The sequence below is a fragment of the Shewanella sp. 1311 genome (assembly GCF_059338235.1).
In genome coordinates, this window is record NZ_CM181686.1 from 2,539,863 (window position 1) to 2,559,733 (window position 19,871).

The following is a 19,871-nucleotide window of genomic DNA, read 5'->3' on the forward strand; positions in this document are numbered from 1 at the left end:
ATGGCAGGCAAATACTTGATAGCTAGCCCATTAGCGTCAATCCGATAACGGCCCACGCCTAGGATGGCTTACCCCATGAGTCTATGGGGTAAGCCTGATTATTAGCTCGCAGCTTGATATGAGTGCGCGAGAACAGCCCGAGTAAACTGCACGCTAAGCCACTCACAGGACTATAAATTTTACGGATTTTTTACGCGCTATCTTAAAATGGCTTTGCTAGAGTACAGACACTTTCTTTATATGCGTCTTTCTATCCATGACTTCATCCATAGCGGCTCCCATGACTCAATACTGGCGTTCGCACCCAACATTTTTTACCGGCATAGTGCTGGTGATAGCGATTTTTAGCAGTGCTTTTATCGATTATTTTGCTGGCTCCACCATAGCCGTGCTGCTGATTTTACAATTGGCCGTGGTCGCTGTGGCCCTGCAATGCAACGCTAACTTTGCCTACTTTGCAGCTGTGTTTGAGGCGACCAGCTTTAATTTTCTGTTTACCACGCCGCGCTATTCGCTACAGATGTTCAATCTTGAGGACATCCTCAATCTAACTGTGTTTCTACTTGTCGCTCTGACCACCAGCAAATTGGCCGAACTTTATCGCCGCCAGCAAGCTGCACTCGAACAAGCTCAGTTACGCAACAGCATCTTATTGTCGGTTTCCCATGACTTACGCACCCCGCTCTCAACCATCATAGGCACCCTGACGACCCTGAAGGAATACATGCCTAAGCTCAGTGCGTCGCAAAAGACTGAGCTTATCGATAGCGCGGCCGCCGAGAGTCATCGTCTGCATCAATATATCGAAAACCTATTACAGGCCACTAAGTTACAACACGGCGCCCTCAAGTTCAGCCTGAGTGAAGACGCAATGATGAATGTGCTGCACCAAGCTATCGGCCGTTTTCCCGCTGCGCAGCCGCGAATTGTCATCGACAGCGAGGCCGAACTGCCGCCGCTGATGATCAGCAGCTCTTTGATTGAACAGGCCATATTTAATGTGCTGGATAATGCGCTGCGCTATTCGCCCTTAGATAAACCCGTCACAGTAAAGGCTTACCAGCAGGGCGATATGCTGCGGTTAGATATTCAAGATGAGGGCGTAGGCATCGCCGCCGCTGAGGCGCAGGCTATTTTTGAACTCTTTTATCGTCAGCATCCCTCCACCGATGGTGGCGCAGGCCTTGGGCTTGCCGTTGCTAAGGGCATTATTACCGCCCATGGCGGCCAGATCAGCGCCGAACCTGTGGCTAAGGGCAGCCTTATTCGTATTGCTTTGCCGATTAAAAAGGGGGAGCAATAAATGGCTTACAAGGTGCTGGTTGTCGATGATGAAGCGCAAATTCACACTTTTATGCGGATATCGTTAGAAGCGGAAGGCTTTGAATATCATGGCGCCGCCTCGATTGCCTCTGCCCTCGCCCAATATCAAGCACAGCGGCCACACGTGTTAGTGCTCGACCTTGGCTTACCCGACGGCGATGGCATCTGCTTGCTGCAAACCCTACGGCAGCATGACAAAGTGCCCGTGCTTATCTTAACCGCCCGCGATCAAGAGGAAGAGAAAATCCGCCTATTGGAAGCGGGCGCCAATGATTATCTCAGCAAGCCATTTGGGATCAGGGAGTTAATCGCGCGCATTAAGGTATTAGTCCGCGACTTAGTGGACGAACCCGCCTTGAGTGATGTGCTGCAATTTGGCGCACTTAAGCTGCAAAAAAGTACCCACCAGCTTTGGCTCGACCAGCAAGAAATCGCCTTAACTAAAAAGGAATTCGCTCTGATTGAGACCTTAATGGCTCACCCCGGTCAATTAGTGAAACAAACCGAATTACTGCGGCATATTTGGGGCGAAACCCATACCGATGACAGTCATTATCTGCGGATCTTGGTCAGTCAGTTACGCAAAAAGCTCAACGACAGCACAGAGCAACAGCTGATCAAGACAGAAGCGGGACTCGGCTATCGCTTGACTGACATGAGTCACAAATAACGTTTTTATCATCAACACTTTCAAAAAATCATAAAAGGATGTTTGTATGGCGCATTTTACCGTTATTGGATTAGGGCGATTTGGCGTCGCAGTGAGCCGAGAACTGATCCACTTAGGTCATACGGTTACAGGTGTCGATAATGACCATAAAGCTGTTGAAAAATATGTAGAAGTTCTTACAGAAGCCGTAATTTGCGATTGCGCCGATGAGGCGTCACTAAGGGAACTCGATCTTGCCAGTAGTGAAGTTGTGATTGTCGCTATCGGTTTTGATATGCAATCGAGCCTGCTGTGCACACTGGCACTGAAAAATCTCGGCGTGCAAAATATTTGGGTTAAAGCCAGCAATAAGGCGCACCACACCATATTGTCTAAACTCGATGTTACTCGGATTATCCACCCTGAAGAAGATATGGGGGTCCGCGTCGCCCAGTCGCTAAACTACCCTATGGTTAATAACTTTCTCGCTATCGGCGATGGGCTCTATATTGTTGAAATCCATATTAAAGCCCATTTGCATCAAGCCACAGTTGGCCAGCTGCTGGGGAACTTGCAAGAGAAAAACACTGATGAGCAAACTAACGTGCAACGCAGCCCTAAGGGCAAAGTCGCGCCGTTAATGGTCAAACGTGAGCAGAGCGTATTTAGCAAGATTGATAGCGATTTTACCTTGCACACAGAGGATGCCTTATTCCTTTGCGGTAGCCGTGCCGAGTTAAAACAGCTCGCGCCAAGGTTGGTGTAAGGTGGTTCAATGGCATCCTTCGCTCACCCTAGAGCACACTCCTAAAACCGGCAAAAAACTCTTTGGCGCGCCGCCCTTTATCTTAAGTGCAAGCTTTGCTCTGTTAATCCTCGTCGGCACATGTTTACTTAAACTGCCCATCGCCACTGTGTCGCCCATTACTTGGCTGCAAAGCCTGTTTACCGTCACCTCGGCGGTGACAGTAACAGGGCTAGTGGTCGTCGATACTGGCAGTGTGTTCACGCCCTTTGGCCAAGTGATAATCGCGCTGCTAATTCAATGCGGTGGTTTAGGCTTGATGACCTTTGCGATTGTCACCCTTATAGCCCTTGGCGGTAAGATTGGCTTTCTACAGCAAACCGTCGCAAAAGAGGCGTTTAATCAAACCGATACATCGACATTAGTCTCAACCGCCAAAGCCGTATTTGTGTTTTCGCTGCTGGTTGAAGCCGTAGGCATGCTGATTTTATCAGTGCATTGGAGCCATGAACTCGGCTGGCAAACTAGCTTATTCCACGGCTTTTTCTATACCATTAGCGCCTTTAATAACGCAGGTTTTGCCCTCAGTGCCGACAGCCTAATGCCCTATGTGGCCGATCCCGTGATCAACCTAACCATCACAGGTTTATTTATCATTGGTGGTTTAGGATTTTCGGTGTGGATAGATCTGCGTAGGAACAAACGTTGGTCAAAACTCAGCGTTTACAGCCGCATGATGATCACCGGCACTATTGTCATCAACGCGGTCGCCGTGATTGCGATTTACTTTATTGAGTACAACAACCCCAACACCTTGGCGCCCTTAAGCGAACTTGGTAAATGGTTAGCCTCATGGTTTCAAGCCGTTACACCGCGCACCGCAGGCTTTAATACCCTAGCGATTGACCAACTCGAAGACGCCAGCACCTTGCTCATACTCGTGCTGATGTTTATCGGCGGCGGCTCATTAAGTACCGCTAGCGGCATTAAAGTCGTCACCTTTATGGTGCTGATTTTGGCCACTTATGGTTATTTACGCCGCGACGAAGCCATCTATGTGTTTAAACGGGAAATCCCCAAAGATACCGTCAGCAAAGCCTTAGCACTGACCATCATCTCTCTGGTCGTATCTTGGCTGGCCATCTTCATATTGGTATTAAGCGAGAAAGCGCCGTTAATCGATATCGTTTTCGAGGCCATATCCGCACTGGGCACTGTCGGTTTATCCCGAGGTTTAACTGGTAACTTAACTAGCCTAGGCCAAGCCATCATCATCTTTATGATGTTCATGGGTCGCCTCGGCCCACTCATGCTCGCCTATTTCCTCGCGAATCCAAGGGTGAAAAAACTGCGCTATGCAGAAACCAAACTGGCGATTGGTTAAAGAAATTAGTTGGAAGGCCGGCACTGCAAGTCAGTGCCGCCCTTCGAGTCTGTTCACCGCTATAACACTTTCCGTTTCTTTTAAAAGAACTATTCCGATAGGCGATTCGATGGCTTCATGCCATCGAAAACCATATCAGTGGCACTCTATATCTCAGAATTCCCCCAACTGAGTCATTCTTTCTAAGCCACCCATTGTGATCACCTTGAAAAACGACGAAAGCACTCCCGCCATATATCTAAATATCTGATGGCATAAGCTATCCATTGATTATCCACTTCAACCTTTATCCGCTATAGTGGATGTTGCATAATATTCCATTGACCAAACTCCAGCTAACTCATTGCCAATGAATAAATAACTCACCTTCGCTCTATCAAAGTTCGACTTTTAGACCTTAGCAGAAATACGCTTGGTGATAGCACGAAAGATACTGTAGGTTATATTCCATACTATCAGTGGCTTTGTTTTTATTTGTAGCAGTTAAACCCATTAGTAGAACAAGAAAAGCTAAGGTTTGAATGAAGACTGTTGCTAATTAAGCAAGAACTTTGAGTTGATCAATAACTGAAGCTAATAAGTATGTTTATTAACTAAAAAGTCGGGTGGTAGCGATAGATATGTTTCAAATACAGGATTTAGTCGACCTTCAAGCCTTATCAGAGTCAGCGGAGTTGGAATTTAAATTGGCTCAAGGACAAGATGGTAAAGGTAAATTACCTGATGATTTTTGGCCAACTTACAGCGCAATGGCCAATTCTCGTGGTGGCTATGTTGTTCTCGGTGTGCGTGAGAAAAAAGGACAACTGACATTAGCTGGGATTGAAGATATAGAGATTGTTCACAAACAATTGTTTGATATCGCAGGTAATAATGCCAAAGTAAACATAAACTTACTGACAAATGATAGTGTTCAAACGGTGAACATTGAAGGAAAATCACTACTAGTTATAGAAATTCCAACAGCTCGTCGTGACCAAAAGCCTATTTATCTGAAAAATCAGCCTATGAAGGAGACTTACACTCGTCTACACGAAGGTGATCACCGCTGTAGTGAAGAACAGGTTAAGCGGATGATGGCAGAGCAGGTAGAAGATAGCCGAGATGATAAAATTCTCACTGGTTTTGACTTCTCTGATATCGACATGGACAGTCTCAAAGCATACAAGAACTTATTTTCAGTTGCTAAACCGCAACATCCTTGGCTGGAATTAGACCTTTTTGAACTGTTTAAAAAGCTGGGTGGATGGAGAAAAGATCGTCAGACTAGCGTTGAAGGTATAACGTTAGCTGGAGTATTGATGTTCGGTACTTGGGATGCCATTCAAGACGCTGTTCCGAATTATTTTGTTGACTATCGTGAACGAGATGAAGCCAGTGTTGAGCGTTGGGTGGACCGCCTTTACCCCGATGGATCTTGGTCTGGAAACGTGTTTGATTTCTATCGTCGTACATACCGGAAATTGGTCACGGACTTAAAAGTACCATTTGAACTTCAAAATGGTATTCGCTTGGATGATTCAAAAGCCCACGAAGCTATTCGTGAAGCATTAGTGAATACGCTTGTTCATGCAGATTACACAGGACGAAGCTCAATCCTTATCGTAAAGCGGCCTGATTTATTTGGTTTTCGCAACCCAGGGTTGATGCGTGTCCCCCCAGAAATAGCAGTAAAAGGTGGTGAAAGCGATTGTAGAAACCGCAGGATGCATCAAATGTTTCTGATGATTGGTGCGGGAGAGCGTGCTGGTTCAGGAATTCCCAAAATATATAGTGGATGGGAATGGGCAAAGTGGCGAACCCCGAAGTTGTACGAAAAATATGAACCGTCAGAGCAAACCCTCTTAGAGTTATCAACCGCAAGCCTTATCCCAGAAGAAGTAACTCAGTTGTTAGCGGTTAAGTTTGGCAACACCACCTTTTATTCACTCAACGAACTTGAGCAGATGATTGTTGTAACCGCAGCAATTGAAGGCTGGGTAAACCACGAACGAGCTTGTCAGCTAACCAGCAAGCATTCTCGTGATGTTACGCTGGCTTTACCTCGACTAGTCGATAAGGGCTTTCTTGTCGCAAGTGGAAAGAAAAGAGATAAGTCATACAGCTTACCAGGAATGGAGTTGCCATCCCCAGAGGAAGTTTTTTCTAATGCGTTAACTCCTATAAATAACTTAACGCATAACGCCAGAAGCTTAACGCATAGCATTGGTAACTTAACGCATAACAACAGTAATGCTATTGACTCGAACGAAACTAGAGATGATAAAGGCAGGTTTATCAGCTCTTTAATTGACAAACCATTTGTCGATAGCCTTGATGTGTTAAGCGAATCATTTCGACAAGAACTTAACGCTTTAGCTGCTCCTGCAAGAGAACAGCGTCGATTAGATACAGTTACGATGAAGTCACTGATTTCTGGCCTCTGCCAAGAACATTACATCTCTGTTTCTGTTTTGGAAATGATATTAGATCGTAAGCCTCAGAGCTTACGACAAAATTACTTGAAGCCTATGATTTCAGAAGGGTTGCTAAAAATGGCGTTTCCTCATAAGCCTAATTCACCAAAGCAGGGGTATACCACGGCGGACTAATTTTACGTTAGGAATCGACTTCTAGTATAAGTAGGCTTATATCTCTAACATCAATAGGCGGAATTACAACTAAGTAAATCTACTTTGTCTTCGTTCTAATTCCCTACTTAAACTACACCGCTTGCCCTGCGGCGGCGCCGGATGCCCAGGCCCATTGAAAATTAAACCCACCTAACCAACCACTTACGTCCATAACTTCACCAATAAAGTAGAGTCCTGCGACTTTGCTGGCTTCCATGGTTTTGGATGACAACTCATTACTATCAATACCACCTAAGGTCACTTCTGCGGTGCGGTAGCCTTCAGTGCCGTTCATTAATAGTGTCCAACGGTGGATATCATCGACTAATTTTGCGCGCTCGGCGTGCACTAGCTGATTTAAGGCTTTGTTCAACAGGGCTTCATCGAATAGCACTTCGACCAAACGTTTAGGTAACCATTGGCTGAGGGTATTGCGCAGGCTTTGTTTTGGATGCGCGGTGAGCTGTTGCTCTAGCAATTGCGCCAAATCCATATTCGGCAAGAGATCGATTTCTATGGTTTCGCCTGCTTTCCAATAGTTGGAAATTTGCAAAATTGCAGGGCCGGATAAGCCGCGGTGAGTGAATAGCAACGCTTCGCTAAACGCAGTGTCATCTTTGGCGGTAATGCGGCTCGGCACGGCTATGCCCGACAAAGGTTCGAAACGAATTTTATCTTCACTGTGCCATGTAAACGGTACTAAACCCGCGTGAGTGGTTAATACTTTAAGGCCAAACTGCTCGGCCAGTTGATAACCGTAAGGCGTGGCGCCCAGCTTTGGCATGGATAAACCGCCGGTGGCGATAACCAGTGAGTCACAGCTCAATTCGCCGTTAGAAGTATTGAGCTCAAAGCGCCCTGCTTCGGTCTTTTTAACGGCCAGAATATCGGTGCGCAGCTTAATGGTAACGCCCGCCCATTCGCACTCGGCCAATAGCATAGTGACTATCTCTTTGGCCGAGTCATTGCAAAACAATTGGCCGTGATCGCGTTCGTGGTATTCAATGCCGTGGCGCTCGACCAATTCAATAAACTGCTGCGACGGATAACGCGCGAGTGCCGACTTAACAAAGTGAGGATTACCACAGAGGAAGTTTGCGGGCTCGACTTTAAGGTTGGTGAAGTTACAACGCCCGCCGCCGCTGATGAGGATTTTACGCCCGGCTTGCTTGGCATTGTCGAGTACGAGTACATCACGGCCTCGGTAACCTGCGGTCGCTGCACACATCAATCCCGCGGCGCCGGCTCCGATAATAATGACATCATGATGTTTCACGCTCTTACTCCACACAGATAAATTGATTGGTATTGGCTGCCAACGGGCAGTTTGCTGACTCGCGAACCTTTAGCAAGCAAGCCAGCAACCGCTAAACGGAGCAAAGATACACTCAAACGCTAGGCACAAATCCCCTCTTTCACCATCCCTGGCGACCGGGGATAAATACTTCCGTGTATAAAAAAGGGCGCTATTTTAGCACCCTTTCCTTTATTCAGCATCATCACGGCTCGCGGTTTATTGCGCCGGCGTTTCTGATTTCTTTTCTCTGCTGAGCAATTCTTTCGCAGCATCGACGGGCGATTTACCTTGGTACAAGACTTGGTAAATCTGCTCGGTGATTGGCATTTCAACCCCAAGGCGTTTCGCAAGCGTAAACACTTCCTTGGTATTGCGATAACCTTCAACCACTTGGCCGATTTCAGCCTGTGCTGTGATCACATCACAGCCTTTACCTAAGGCTAAACCGAAACGACGGTTACGGGATTGGTTGTCGGTACAGGTCAACACTAAGTCGCCTAACCCCGCCATGCCCATAAAGGTGGCCGCATTAGCACCTAAGGCTTCGCCTAAACGAGTTAACTCGACTAAACCACGGGTGATCAAGGCTGTTCTGGCATTGGCACCAAAGCCGATACCGTCAGACATGCCCGCACCTATCGCGATCACGTTCTTTACCGCGCCGCCAAGTTGCAGTCCGGTAAAGTCGTCGTTGGCGTAAACCCGCAAACGTTTAGGGCTGTGTAACAGCTCGACGAGATCGTTGGTGAATGTAGGACAAGTGCCCGCGACCGAAATGGCCGTAGGTAAACCCATGGCTAATTCTTTCGCGAAGGTAGGCCCAGATAACACCGCCAGCGGATATTGCTCACCTAACACATCACGGGCCACATCTTGCAGCAAACGTCCGGTTTCAGGTTCGAGCCCTTTCGTTGCCCATACGATGCGCGCATCGCTACGGAGTAACGGTTTAGCTTGCTCAAGCACAGTTCCAAACACATGGCTTGGTACTACCACTAACACATTGTTACTGGCAGCTAAGGCTTTGGCTAAATCGGCTTCGATCTGTAAACAATCAGGAAACGCAATACCAGGCAAAAAAGCTTGGTTGCACTTGTCTTGAGCGAGCGTTTGCATGTGGACAGGATCGTGTCCCCATAACAAGGTCTTATGACCGTTGCTGGCTAAAGAAATGGCAAGGGCGGTGCCATAAGAGCCCGCCCCTAATACCGTGATATCGGCAGAGTTTTTCATGTAATTAAGCGTTAGCTTCTTCGGCGGCTGGTGCAGTCGCAGCAGCTTGACGTTGTTGCACGTATTGGGCAAACAGCGCGTCGAAGTTAACTGGTGCTAGGTTCAGTTGTGGGAAAGTACCACGACCGACTAAGCTACCCACGGTTTCGCGAGCATATGGGAATAGGATGTTAGGGCAGTATGCACCTAATGAATGTGCCAGTTGTGGCTCAGTCAGACCAGTGATAGAGAAGATACCGGCTTGTTGTACTTCACATAGGAAAGCGGTATCGCCACCGTTTTGTGCAGTTACAGTTAAAGACAGGACAACTTCATACACATCGTCAGCTAATTTAGCGCTGCGCGTGTCTAAATCTAACTTAACTTCTGGGTTCCATTCTTTTTGGAATACAGCTGGGCTGTTAGGCGTTTCGAAAGACACATCTTTAGTGTAAACACGTTGGATGTTGAATTGTGGGGCTTGTTGTTCGTTGTTTGCTACTTCAGCCATAATTTCCTACCTATCCTATCAATGTTGTATCGGCTTTTCGTTGAAAGCCAATTATTATTTGAAAGCCAATTCATCTTTGAACGTAAATTGGCTCGGGGCTTATGTTACTCAAGGCCTGTATCAGATCTCGGTATCATCCCAACTTGCACCCATATTCGGGTATCGATCGAACCAGTCTAAAAACTTACATTAAGCCCTTAGCGACCGCAGGATCAGTATGCCAAACAATGATGACTGTATTGCTGCACTGCCTAAAGGATAGGGTGCAGCTTAAATCATAACTGCCGCCGACAACTTATCTTTTGCTTTTTGAAACAGGCATATTTGCTGCCTGCCATTCACCCATACCACCTTTCAAGTTATACAGGTTTTCGAAACCTTGTTGACTTAAAAGCTGAGCGGCTTGAGACGAGGTCATGCCAGCATTGCATACCAATATAATGGGACTGGCTTTAAACTTTTCAAGGGCAGATATCTGATTATTTTTAATATCTGCTAGCGTAACGTTAATTGCATCAACAATATGCCCCTTGCGGAACTCGTCATTAGAGCGCACATCAACCACTTTAGCATCTTGTCTGTTCACCATAATCGTCAGTTCTTGGTGAGAAATACTTTTGATTTTTGACATGCTCGATTTGATGATACTCGCGACAAGCACAACAAATAATCCCACCCAGGCCAGACTTAACATTGAGTGAGCTTTAAAAAATTCGATATATTCTTGCATGATGATTGCCCGCATAAATGGCGAAAATTCGATAAGGGCACAGAGTATACCGATTGCCTTGGCAGATTGCAGCAGTTTAGTCACAGTTCGAGATCGCACTTTTAGCGCAATTGCCTAGGTGCTTGTTACATGCCAGCCACAGAATCGGACGAATTAGTGATTCGATGACCTTAATCGGGGTAAAGCGCTTTTTCATACCCCGCTAACGTAGTAATATTTGACCAATTTCAGATTTCTATCGCTTCTATAAAACTTAAAGGTATCACTATGACGACAGCTAAACGTCCGCTCGCGTTGTTGATCCTCGATGGCTGGGGCTACCGTGAAAACACGCATAACAATGCGATTTTCCACGCCAATACTCCGGTACTCGACCGTCTCAACGCTCAATATCCCCATAGTTTGATTTCAGGTTCTGGCTTAGATGTGGGCTTACCTGATGGCCAGATGGGAAATTCTGAAGTTGGCCACATAAACTTAGGCTCTGGCCGTGTGGTATATCAAGAACTCACTCGCATCAGTAAAGCCATTGCAGATCATGAGTTTGAACAAAATCCAGCCCTGTGTGATGCGGTTGACTCGGCCATTAAAGCCGGCGGCGCAGTGCACATTATGGGTCTGCTTTCTGCCGGTGGTGTTCACAGCCATGAAGAGCATATCGAAGCTATGTGCCGTATGGCCGTTGCCCGTGGCGCAATTAAGGTTTATCTGCACGCTTTCCTCGATGGCCGCGATACACCACCGCGCAGCGCTAAGGGCAGCTTGAGCCATTTTGATGATCTGTTTACTACATTAGGCCATGGCCGTATCGCCTCGATTATTGGTCGTTACTTTGCAATGGACAGGGATAATCGTTGGGATCGCGTCTCGCAAGCCTACGATTTAATCACCCAAGGCAAGTCAAAATTCCAATACGACAATGCGGTTACTGCATTAGAAGCGGCTTACGAGCGTAACGAGAACGACGAGTTCGTCTCTTCATCGGCAATTACAGATGCTGACGGCCAAGTTGCGACCTTGCAAGATGGCGATGCACTGATATTTATGAACTTCCGTGCCGACCGTGCCCGCCAAATCACCCGTAGCTTTATCAACCCAGACTTCGATGGTTTCGAACGTGCTGTAGTGCCGAAAATGCACTTTGTCACTCTGACTGAGTACGCCGGCGACATCAAAGCACCTATCGCGTATCCATCTGAAAACTTGGTGAATACCTTAGGTGAAGTGCTGCAAAAACAAGGTCGCACTCAACTGCGTATCTCTGAAACTGAGAAATACGCCCATGTGACTTTCTTCTTCAACGGCGGCAAAGAAGAGCCATTCGAAGGTGAAGATCGCATCCTAATCAACTCACCTAAAGTGGCGACTTACGATCTACAGCCTGAGATGAGTTCAGCCGAGCTGACCGACAAGTTAGTGGCGGCGATTGAGTCGACCAAGTACGACGTGATCATCTGTAACTATCCGAATGGCGACATGGTTGGCCACACGGGTAATTTCGATGCCGCCGTTAAAGCCTGTGAAGCGGTTGACGCTTGTATCGGCCGTGTAGTTGATGCACTGGCGAAAGTGGGTGGTGAATGCATTATTACCGCCGACCACGGCAACGCCGAGCAAATGACCAACGAAACCACAGGTCAGGCGCACACAGCCCACACCAGTGAACTGGTACCTTTTGTCTTTGTGGGCCGCGATGCGACCATAGATGAAGGTGGTAAACTCAGCGATGTCGCACCGACCATCTTGACCTTGATTGGCGAAGCCATTCCAACAGAGATGACGGGCAAGCCCTTAATCCACATTAAAGAGTAACCGGTACCTAGTGAGCACTCGACTCCTTGTTAAAGCCAGCATTCTTGCTGGCTTTATGATGTTATCTTTCTCGGCCAACGCTTCTGATTTGGAGAAGCGTCAGTCCGAGTTAAAATCAATCCAATCGCAAATAAATCAACAACAAAGCGCGTTAAAAACCACCAGTAAACAAAGAGAAAAATTGCTGTCATTGCTGCGTAGCGATGAGGAAGCGATTGCGTCAGCGGCCAAAAAAGTCAACAGCACCAAAAATAGCTTAGCGCAAATCGATACTAAGCTGACCGAGCTGAAACAACGTCAAGATGAGTTAGAAACGCTTAAAGTGAGTCAGCAACAAACACTGTCGAAACAGCTGTCGAGCGCCTATCTTGCCGGTAATCACGATTACACTAAGATGATGCTCAATCAGCAAAGTCCTGCCACTATCGAGCGTATGTTGGCCTATTACCAATACCTCAATAAAGCGCGGATGAAGTCGATCAACGAATTAAAGCAAACCTTGACCGAGCTAGATGAGATCAAGGTGTCGCAAACGAGTAAGCAAAAGCAATTAACCAAACTCGTCGCCGAACAACAGGTCCAAGCCAAACGTTTGAGCCAAGAGCAAGATCAGCGACAACTGACCATTAAAGAGCTACAACGCACCTTAAATTCTAAGGGCGCTGAGCTGGAGCAGTTGCAAATTGAAGAGGCCAGCTTAAAGCGCGTGGTCGAACAAGCGCTGCGAGCCATGAAAGACAATCCTTCGATGGAAGGTTTTGGTAAACAAAGTGGCAAACTCAAATGGCCAACTAAAGGTCGCGTCAGTGCCAGCTTTGGCAGCCAGCGTTCCGGCCAAGTGGTATGGAAAGGCACTATGTTATCCGCGCCAGAAGGGCAAAATATTCGAGCCGTTTCAGGTGGTAAGGTTATTTATGCCGACTGGTTACGTGGTTTTGGTCTGGTGATGGTCATCGATCATGGCAAAGGTTATATGAGCCTTTACGGCCATGCTCAAACCCTATTAAAAAGCCCTGGCGACATGGTAAAAAGCGGCGAAGCGATAGCTTTAGTCGGACGTTCGGGTGGACAGAGCGAGGCTGGCCTATACTTTGAAATAAGGCACAAGGGGCAAGCCGTCGATCCAGCGAAATACTGTCGCTAATCATAACGGTCCCCTCATCACAGGGGACGGCTATGAAACACATGATCCGCTATATCAGTTGCGTTGGATTAGGCCTGACTTTGGGCCTATCCATCAGCCTCTCTAGTCAAGAGAACGCTAAGTCTTATCGCAGTGATTTTGACTATCCGTTACTGCAAGATGTGCTTGAAACCGTTGAAACTTATTATGTGAAAACCGTTTCGAAAGAAGAGTTAGTACAAGCGGCAATCAAAGGTATTTTTGAGCACTTAGATCCCTATTCCAGCTTTTTGAATCACCAAGAATTACTCGATCTCAAAGACTCCAATCGCGGCGAATATTTTGGTTTCGGCTTCGAAGTCGCAACCCAAAATGACCACATCAACATCATCGCCCCCTTCGCCCATTCCCCAGCAGAACAAGCGGGAATACGCGCAGGCGACATTATTGTTAAGCTCAACGACACACTGGCGACCGAGACTAACCTCGCCAATATCCTTGCCGAGATAAAAAAACATAGCCTCAGCAATCAAAGTATTAAGCTAGTGCTCAAGCACAGCAATGACGATACGACCTTTGAGGTGTCACTCAAGCCGAGCACTATCACTATCGAATCTGTCACCACTCAACTGCTTGATGACAATATTGGTTATGTCAGATTAAGTAGCTTCCAAGAAAACTCGACCGAAGATATGGTGCGCTCACTTAGCCAATGGCAAAATAAACCGCTCGCCGGACTCATCTTAGATTTACGTAATAATCCCGGTGGCCTGCTCGACCAAGCCGTTAAAATTGCCGACCTATTCCTCGCCAAGGGGCGCATAGTCTCAACCTCTGGCCGCTTCTTCGATGCCAACTCCGACTACTACGCCTCACCACAAACCATGCTGACTAACGTGCCCATGCTAGTGTTGATCAACAAAGGCTCGGCCTCTGCATCCGAAGTGCTCGCCGCCGCACTGCAAGAAAATGGTCGGGCTAAGCTGTTAGGTGAAACCAGTTTTGGTAAAGGCACAGTACAAAGCCTGATCCCCATCTTAGAAGACGGTAACGCGATAAAACTCACCATTGCTCAGTACAATACCCCCAGAGGTGAAAACATTCACAACATAGGAATCGTCCCAGACATAAAAATTGCCGCAGAAACTGGTTCCGGCGCGGGTAATTTGGCTATAATCGACGCCCTATCCGCCCATGCATCTCTGGCCCAAGATCATCAAGTGACCTCAGCCATTGCATGGATACAGCATCATGACTAATAAGAAGAAACTGTGCGCTTACTTTATTCCTTGGCCCTATTGGCCCTATTGGCCCTAAGCATTTCTCAAAGTCATGCTGCTCAAATTGCCCTCATTATTGATGACATAGGTTATCGTCATACCGATCAAGCCGTGCTGGCACTGCCCAGCACAGTCACATTATCAGTGTTGCCTCATACACCTCTTGGCAAAGAACTCGCCAATGCTGGCCATAAAAAGGGCCACGAAATCATGCTGCATCTGCCTATGCAAGCGCTTAATGGTAAGGCGTTAGGCTTGGGTGGATTGACCAATACTATGACTGAGGCACAAATTCGCGCCAGTGTTGTCGATGCAATTAACAGCGTTCCTTTTGCTAAAGGTGCCAATAACCACATGGGGAGCTTACTGACTCAACTCGATGATCCTATGCTGTGGGTGATGGAAACCCTCAAACAAAAGCATCTGTATTTTATCGATAGTATGACAACAAGGTTCACTAAGGCGGGAGAGACAGCGGATCAGTTAGGAGTGCCGTTATTAAAACGCCAACTGTTTCTAGACAATGATATCAGTGCTAAAGCACTCGAAAGACAATTTAGCTTAATGATAAGTCAGGCACAGACTCAAGGTAACCTAGTGGCGATTGCCCATCCTTATCCAGAAACCATGCGCTTCTTAAAGGCCAATCTACAAAGACTAAAAACCGAGGGGATTGATCTAGTACCTGCATCAAGCTTGCTCCCCATCGGCATTGCACACAAAAATGGAACTAATCCAACTGTAACACTGAGATAGACATGTCAGGCAACAAAGCAAGTAACTCATCACGATTACTCACAATGTCCAGCAGAGTATATTGATCGAGCACATTCAAATACGCTTCAACTGCTTGTGCTAACACGCCTTTCAGCTTACAGGCAGGCGTGAATCGGCAGTAAGGTTTGCTGCAATCAATCGGCGCCAACGAGTTTTCTAATACCCGAACTAACTGACCTAAGTTAATCTCACTCGCAGGCTTACCCAAACGGAAACCGCCCATCTTACCGCGAATGGTTTCGAGGTAACCCATCTTGCCTAAATGATGCACTATCTTAGAGACATGATTTGGAGACAGATCAAATACCTGAGTAATTTCAGCAATTCTAAATAAAGTGGTTCTGTCTGGCTGAACCGCCAAATACATCAAGGTACGAACGCCAAAATCGGTATAACGAGTTAACTGCATATTTCACCTGTCAGCGATAAACTTAATGAGAGGTTTGAGCTTCGAGTTGGGTAATCAACCAAAGCGCCTCTTCGTTCGAATGACCACATACATCTTCGGATGCATCAAAATCACTACAAACCGCGGGACGATCGGGCGAGCCGAAGATCAAACATAAATTGGCATCACTCAGCTGCACACAACGCTCACCCGCAGCCTTACCATTTGGCATACCAGGAATACCGCTGCTAATTGAAGGCGCAATACAGCAAGCACCACACCCAAGACGACAATTCATTTTCGTTACTCATGAAAGACATAAGGCATTATACCGTTTAATTTGTCCGAGATCAGTGTCACAGGTCAATACTGCCAAGTCGCGCACAAGCGCCATTCTGTGCGAGAAAGACATAATATGAAATAAGTGGGACAAACTTAGACAAAAGTAGGCTGAGATTTAAATTTTACGCCGACGAATGTGAGGTAGCGATGCCGAACTGGGCTGTTAAGCAGGGATGCTGTTGGACGGGACGGCCGCGACGATTGAAATAGATAAATTCCAGATACGAAAAAGCCCTAACATTGCTGTTAGGGCTTATCGAAATGTTGGCGGAGCGGACGGGACTCGAACCCGCGACCCCCGGCGTGACAGGCCGGTATTCTAACCAACTGAACTACCGCTCCTTTAGTCTAACGTTTGCACGTTAACCTAAATTAGGCGCTTGGCGATGACCTACTCTCACATGGGGAGACCCCACACTACCATCGGCGCGTTTGCGTTTCACTTCTGAGTTCGGGATGGGATCAGGTGGTTCCACAAGGCTATTGTCACCAAGCAAATTCTGTTTATTACCGTGTCCATCGCTGGACCACGTTAATAATAATTCGGAAAGCTGATTTGCTTTGTTTGAGTTCGCACTTCATCAAGTGTCGATATTCTGTCTAAGGCTTTTCGTACGACCTCCATGGATGGAGGAAGTGCTAGAAAATGTCTGGAACATTTTCAGTAAAACCCATCTGGGTTGTATGGTTAAGCCTCTCGAGTCATTAGTACATGTTAGCTCAACGCCTCACAACGCTTACACACCATGCCTATCAACGTCCTAGTCTCGAACGGCTCTTTAGAGGAATTAAATTCCTAGGGATGACTCATCTTAGGGCTCGCTTCCCGCTTAGATGCTTTCAGCGGTTATCGATTCCGAACGTAGCTACCGGGCAATGCCATTGGCATGACAACCCGAACACCAGCGGTTCGTCCACTCCGGTCCTCTCGTACTAGGAGCAGCTCCCTTCAATCATCCAACGCCCACGGCAGATAGGGACCGAACTGTCTCACGACGTTCTGAACCCAGCTCGCGTACCACTTTAAATGGCGAACAGCCATACCCTTGGGACCGACTTCAGCCCCAGGATGTGATGAGCCGACATCGAGGTGCCAAACACCGCCGTCGATATGAACTCTTGGGCGGTATCAGCCTGTTATCCCCGGAGTACCTTTTATCCGTTGAGCGATGGCCCTTCCATTCAGAACCACCGGATCACTATGACCTACTTTCGTACCTGCTCGACGTGTATGTCTCGCAGTTAAGCTGGCTTATGCCATTGCACTAACCGTACGATGTCCGACCGTACTTAGCCAACCTTCGTGCTCCTCCGTTACTCTTTGGGAGGAGACCGCCCCAGTCAAACTACCCACCAGGCACTGTCCCTAATCCCGATAAGGGACCTAGGTTAGAACATCAAAACTACAAGGGTGGTATTTCAAGGACGACTCCATCATGACTAGCGTCACAACTTCAAAGTCTCCCACCTATCCTACACATGTAGGTTCAATGTTCAGTGCCAAGCTATAGTAAAGGTTCACGGGGTCTTTCCGTCTAGCCGCGGGTATACGGCATCTTCACCGCAATTTCAACTTCACTGAGTCTCGGCTGGAGACAGCGTGGCCATCATTACGCCATTCGTGCAGGTCGGAACTTACCCGACAAGGAATTTCGCTACCTTAGGACCGTTATAGTTACGGCCGCCGTTTACCGGGGCTTCGATCATGAGCTTCTCTTGCGATAACCCAATCAATTAACCTTCCGGCACCGGGCAGGCGTCACACCGTATACTTCCTCTTGCGAGTTTGCACAGTGCTGTGTTTTTGATAAACAGTTGCAGCCACCTGGTATCTGCGACTCCCGTCAGCTTAGAGAGCAAGTCTCATCACCAACAGGAGCGTACCTTCTCCCGAAGTTACGGTACCATTTTGCCTAGTTCCTTCAGCCGAGTTCTCTCAAGCGCCTTGGTATTCTCTACCCGACCACCTGTGTCGGTTTGGGGTACGATTCCCGCTAACCTGAAGCTTAGAAGATTTTCCTGGAAGCATGGCATCAACTACTTCAGTCCCTTAGGACCTCGTCATCAGCTCTCAGTCTGCACACTAAAGTGCGATTCCCCGGATTTGCCTAAGAAATCAACCTACCACCTTAAACGCGGACTACCAACGCCGCGCTAGCCTAGCCTTCTCCGTCTCTCCATCGCAGTTAGCGGAAGTACAGAAATATTAATCTGTTTCCCATCGATTACGCCTTTCGGCCTCACCTTAGGGGTCGACTCACCCTGCCCCGATTAACGTTGGACAGGAACCCTTGGTCTTTCGGCGAGGGGGTTTTTCACCCCCTTTATCGTTACTCATGTCAGCATTCGCACTTCTGATACCTCCAGCGTGGGTTACCCCTTCACCTTCAACGGCTTACAGAACGCTCCTCTACCGCGCACAGTAAACTGTGCACCCGTAGCTTCGGTGACTAGCTTAGCCCCGTTACATCTTCCGCGCAGGCCGACTCGACTAGTGAGCTATTACGCTTTCTTTAAATGATGGCTGCTTCTAAGCCAACATCCTAGCTGTCTAAGCCTTCCCACATCGTTTCCCACTTAGCTAGTACTTTGGGACCTTAGCTGACGGTCTGGGTTGTTTCCCTTTTGACGACGGACGTTAGCACCCGCCGTCTGTCTCCCGAGTAGTACTCATTGGTATTCGGAGTTTGCAAAGGGTTGGTAAGTCGGGATGACCCCCTAGCCTTAACAGTGCTCTACCCCCAATGGTATTCGCTCGAGGCGCTACCTAAATAGCTTTCGAGGAGAACCAGATATCTCCCGGTTTGATTGGCCTTTCACCCCCAGCCACAAGTCATCCGCTAATTTTTCAACATTAGTCGGTTCGGTCCTCCAGTTGATGTTACTCAACCTTCAACCTGCCCATGGCTAGATCACCGGGTTTCGGGTCTACACCTTGCAACTAAACGCGCAGTTAACACTCGGTTTCCCTACGGCTCCGCTATTCGCTTAACCTCGCTACAAAATGTAAGTCGCTGACCCATTATACAAAAGGTACGCAGTCACGGTCTCAAGAACCGCTCCCACTGCTTGTACGTATACGGTTTCAGGTTCTATTTCACTCCCCTCACAGGGGTTCTTTTCGCCTTTCCCTCACGGTACTGGTTCACTATCGGTCAGTCAGGAGTATTTAGCCTTGGAGGATGGTCCCCCCATATTCAAACAGGATGTCACGTGTCCCGCCTTACTCGTTTTCATCAATGGTTAGTTTTCATGTACGGGGCTATCACCCTGTGCCGCTGTGCTTTCCAACACATTCCACTAACACCCCACTGACTTAAGGGCTAATCCCCGTTCGCTCGCCGCTACTAGGGGAATCTCGGTTGATTTCTTTTCCTCCGGGTACTTAGATGTTTCAGTTCCCCGGGTTCGCCTCGCAACACTATGTATTCATGTTGCGATAACAGCTTATGCTGCTGGGTTCCCCCATTCGGACATCGTTAGCTCAAATGCTTGTTACTAGCTCGCCAACGCTTTTCGCAAGTTACTACGTCCTTCATCGCCTCTGACTGCCAAGGCATCCACCGTATACGCTTAGTCGCTTAACCATACAACCCAAATGAGTTTCACTCACCTGAGCCGCATTGCGACCAGCTTGGTTTTACTTGTCTCACTTCTGACCAAAGAAGTGGACGCGCCTTAGACGT

General features: G+C 47.6%; 15 protein-coding genes, 1 tRNA gene and 2 rRNA genes. 9 read left to right on the plus strand and 9 right to left on the minus strand.

Features of this window, described 5'->3' with window-relative positions; genetic code table 11:
- The first annotated feature begins 256 nt into the window (after nucleotides 1-256).
- From AC5YB3_RS11445 to AC5YB3_RS11465, 5 genes are all read left to right on the plus strand, one after another.
- Entirely contained in the window at nucleotides 257-1,303 is a 1,047-nt protein-coding gene (locus tag AC5YB3_RS11445) for a sensor histidine kinase (protein WP_259528816.1), read from the plus strand.
- A complete protein-coding gene (locus AC5YB3_RS11450; RefSeq protein ID WP_494527147.1) occupies nucleotides 1,304-1,993 on the plus strand; it encodes a response regulator transcription factor in 690 nt (229 codons plus the stop codon).
- A gap of 46 nt (nucleotides 1,994-2,039) precedes the next feature.
- Nucleotides 2,040-2,738, plus strand: a complete 699-nt coding sequence (locus AC5YB3_RS11455; protein WP_006084814.1) for a potassium channel family protein — start codon at nucleotides 2,040-2,042, stop codon at nucleotides 2,736-2,738.
- Between the two features lies 1 nt (nucleotide 2,739).
- The gene (locus AC5YB3_RS11460; RefSeq protein WP_259563527.1) at nucleotides 2,740-4,101 is read left to right on the plus strand and encodes a TrkH family potassium uptake protein; all 1,362 of its coding nucleotides are present in this window, start codon (nucleotides 2,740-2,742) and stop codon (nucleotides 4,099-4,101) included.
- A 620-nt stretch (nucleotides 4,102-4,721) separates the two neighbouring features.
- Complete coding sequence (locus AC5YB3_RS11465; RefSeq protein ID WP_012586359.1) at nucleotides 4,722-6,692, plus strand: RNA/DNA-binding domain-containing protein; 1,971 nt, start codon at nucleotides 4,722-4,724, stop codon at nucleotides 6,690-6,692.
- Nucleotides 6,693-6,804: 112 nt separating this feature from the next.
- Here the strand turns inward: AC5YB3_RS11465 and AC5YB3_RS11470 are convergent, their stop codons facing one another.
- The 4 genes from AC5YB3_RS11470 to AC5YB3_RS11485 form a co-directional block, all read right to left on the minus strand.
- Nucleotides 6,805-7,989 (minus strand): BaiN/RdsA family NAD(P)/FAD-dependent oxidoreductase, encoded by a 1,185-nt coding sequence (locus AC5YB3_RS11470; RefSeq protein WP_494527148.1) that lies wholly within the window; start codon nucleotides 7,987-7,989, stop codon nucleotides 6,805-6,807.
- Between the two features lie 237 nt (nucleotides 7,990-8,226).
- Nucleotides 8,227-9,243: an NAD(P)H-dependent glycerol-3-phosphate dehydrogenase gene (gene gpsA / locus AC5YB3_RS11475; protein WP_006084809.1), complete on the minus strand. Its 1,017-nt coding sequence runs from the start codon at nucleotides 9,241-9,243 to the stop codon at nucleotides 8,227-8,229.
- A 4-nt stretch (nucleotides 9,244-9,247) separates the two neighbouring features.
- Nucleotides 9,248-9,733 carry a protein-export chaperone SecB gene (gene secB, locus AC5YB3_RS11480; RefSeq protein ID WP_006083777.1) on the minus strand — a complete coding sequence of 162 codons (486 nt, stop codon included), beginning with the start codon at nucleotides 9,731-9,733 and terminating at the stop codon, nucleotides 9,248-9,250.
- Between the two features lie 295 nt (nucleotides 9,734-10,028).
- Entirely contained in the window at nucleotides 10,029-10,463 is a 435-nt protein-coding gene (locus AC5YB3_RS11485) for a rhodanese-like domain-containing protein (protein ID WP_006083779.1), read from the minus strand.
- 267 nt (nucleotides 10,464-10,730) lie between these two features.
- Here AC5YB3_RS11485 and gpmM point away from each other — a divergent pair, with 267 nt between their 5' ends.
- Genes gpmM through AC5YB3_RS11505 form a run of 4 tightly spaced genes read left to right on the plus strand, consistent with a single transcriptional unit; the run spans nucleotide 10,731 to nucleotide 15,434 of the window.
- On the plus strand, nucleotides 10,731-12,275 hold the full coding sequence (gene gpmM / locus AC5YB3_RS11490) for a 2,3-bisphosphoglycerate-independent phosphoglycerate mutase (RefSeq protein ID WP_494527149.1): 1,545 nt from the start codon (nucleotides 10,731-10,733) through the stop codon (nucleotides 12,273-12,275).
- 10 nt (nucleotides 12,276-12,285) lie between these two features.
- Complete coding sequence (locus AC5YB3_RS11495) at nucleotides 12,286-13,419, plus strand: murein hydrolase activator EnvC family protein (protein ID WP_006083781.1); 1,134 nt, start codon at nucleotides 12,286-12,288, stop codon at nucleotides 13,417-13,419.
- 32 nt (nucleotides 13,420-13,451) lie between these two features.
- Nucleotides 13,452-14,657 (plus strand): S41 family peptidase, encoded by a 1,206-nt coding sequence (locus tag AC5YB3_RS11500; protein WP_011982005.1) that lies wholly within the window; start codon nucleotides 13,452-13,454, stop codon nucleotides 14,655-14,657.
- A 12-nt stretch (nucleotides 14,658-14,669) separates the two neighbouring features.
- Nucleotides 14,670-15,434 carry a divergent polysaccharide deacetylase family protein gene (locus AC5YB3_RS11505; RefSeq protein WP_494527150.1) on the plus strand — a complete coding sequence of 255 codons (765 nt, stop codon included), beginning with the start codon at nucleotides 14,670-14,672 and terminating at the stop codon, nucleotides 15,432-15,434.
- On the opposite strand, the gene AC5YB3_RS11510 is transcribed toward AC5YB3_RS11505, so the two are convergent.
- The 5 genes from AC5YB3_RS11510 to AC5YB3_RS11530 form a co-directional block, all read right to left on the minus strand.
- Nucleotides 15,409-15,864 carry an Rrf2 family transcriptional regulator gene (locus tag AC5YB3_RS11510; RefSeq protein ID WP_006083784.1) on the minus strand — a complete coding sequence of 152 codons (456 nt, stop codon included), beginning with the start codon at nucleotides 15,862-15,864 and terminating at the stop codon, nucleotides 15,409-15,411. The two genes, AC5YB3_RS11505 and AC5YB3_RS11510, sit on opposite strands and share 26 nt — an antisense overlap.
- Before the next feature lie 22 nt (nucleotides 15,865-15,886).
- On the minus strand, nucleotides 15,887-16,141 hold the full coding sequence (locus AC5YB3_RS11515) for a YkgJ family cysteine cluster protein (protein WP_006083785.1): 255 nt from the start codon (nucleotides 16,139-16,141) through the stop codon (nucleotides 15,887-15,889).
- Between the two features lie 309 nt (nucleotides 16,142-16,450).
- Nucleotides 16,451-16,527 (minus strand) — tRNA-Asp (locus AC5YB3_RS11520).
- A 36-nt stretch (nucleotides 16,528-16,563) separates the two neighbouring features.
- Nucleotides 16,564-16,679 (minus strand): 5S ribosomal RNA (gene rrf / locus AC5YB3_RS11525).
- Between the two features lie 190 nt (nucleotides 16,680-16,869).
- Nucleotides 16,870-19,772: ribosomal RNA gene (locus AC5YB3_RS11530) — 23S ribosomal RNA — on the minus strand.
- Nucleotides 19,773-19,871 lie beyond the last annotated feature (99 nt).

Bases quoted from the DNA above. Each gene is read 5' to 3' on its own strand.
- secB (WP_006083777.1), bottom strand. From the start codon at position 9,733: ATGGCTGAAGTAGCAAACAACGAACAACAAGCCCCACAATTCAACATC.
- AC5YB3_RS11500 (WP_011982005.1), top strand. From the start codon at position 13,452: ATGAAACACATGATCCGCTATATCAGTTGCGTTGGATTAGGCCTGACT.
- gpmM (WP_494527149.1), top strand. From the start codon at position 10,731: ATGACGACAGCTAAACGTCCGCTCGCGTTGTTGATCCTCGATGGCTGG.
- AC5YB3_RS11445 (WP_259528816.1), top strand. From the start codon at position 257: ATGACTTCATCCATAGCGGCTCCCATGACTCAATACTGGCGTTCGCAC.
- AC5YB3_RS11465 (WP_012586359.1), top strand. From the start codon at position 4,722: ATGTTTCAAATACAGGATTTAGTCGACCTTCAAGCCTTATCAGAGTCA.
- gpsA (WP_006084809.1), bottom strand. From the start codon at position 9,243: ATGAAAAACTCTGCCGATATCACGGTATTAGGGGCGGGCTCTTATGGC.
- AC5YB3_RS11510 (WP_006083784.1), bottom strand. From the start codon at position 15,864: ATGCAGTTAACTCGTTATACCGATTTTGGCGTTCGTACCTTGATGTAT.
- AC5YB3_RS11485 (WP_006083779.1), bottom strand. From the start codon at position 10,463: ATGCAAGAATATATCGAATTTTTTAAAGCTCACTCAATGTTAAGTCTG.
- AC5YB3_RS11450 (WP_494527147.1), top strand. From the start codon at position 1,304: ATGGCTTACAAGGTGCTGGTTGTCGATGATGAAGCGCAAATTCACACT.
- AC5YB3_RS11455 (WP_006084814.1), top strand. From the start codon at position 2,040: ATGGCGCATTTTACCGTTATTGGATTAGGGCGATTTGGCGTCGCAGTG.
- AC5YB3_RS11515 (WP_006083785.1), bottom strand. From the start codon at position 16,141: ATGAATTGTCGTCTTGGGTGTGGTGCTTGCTGTATTGCGCCTTCAATT.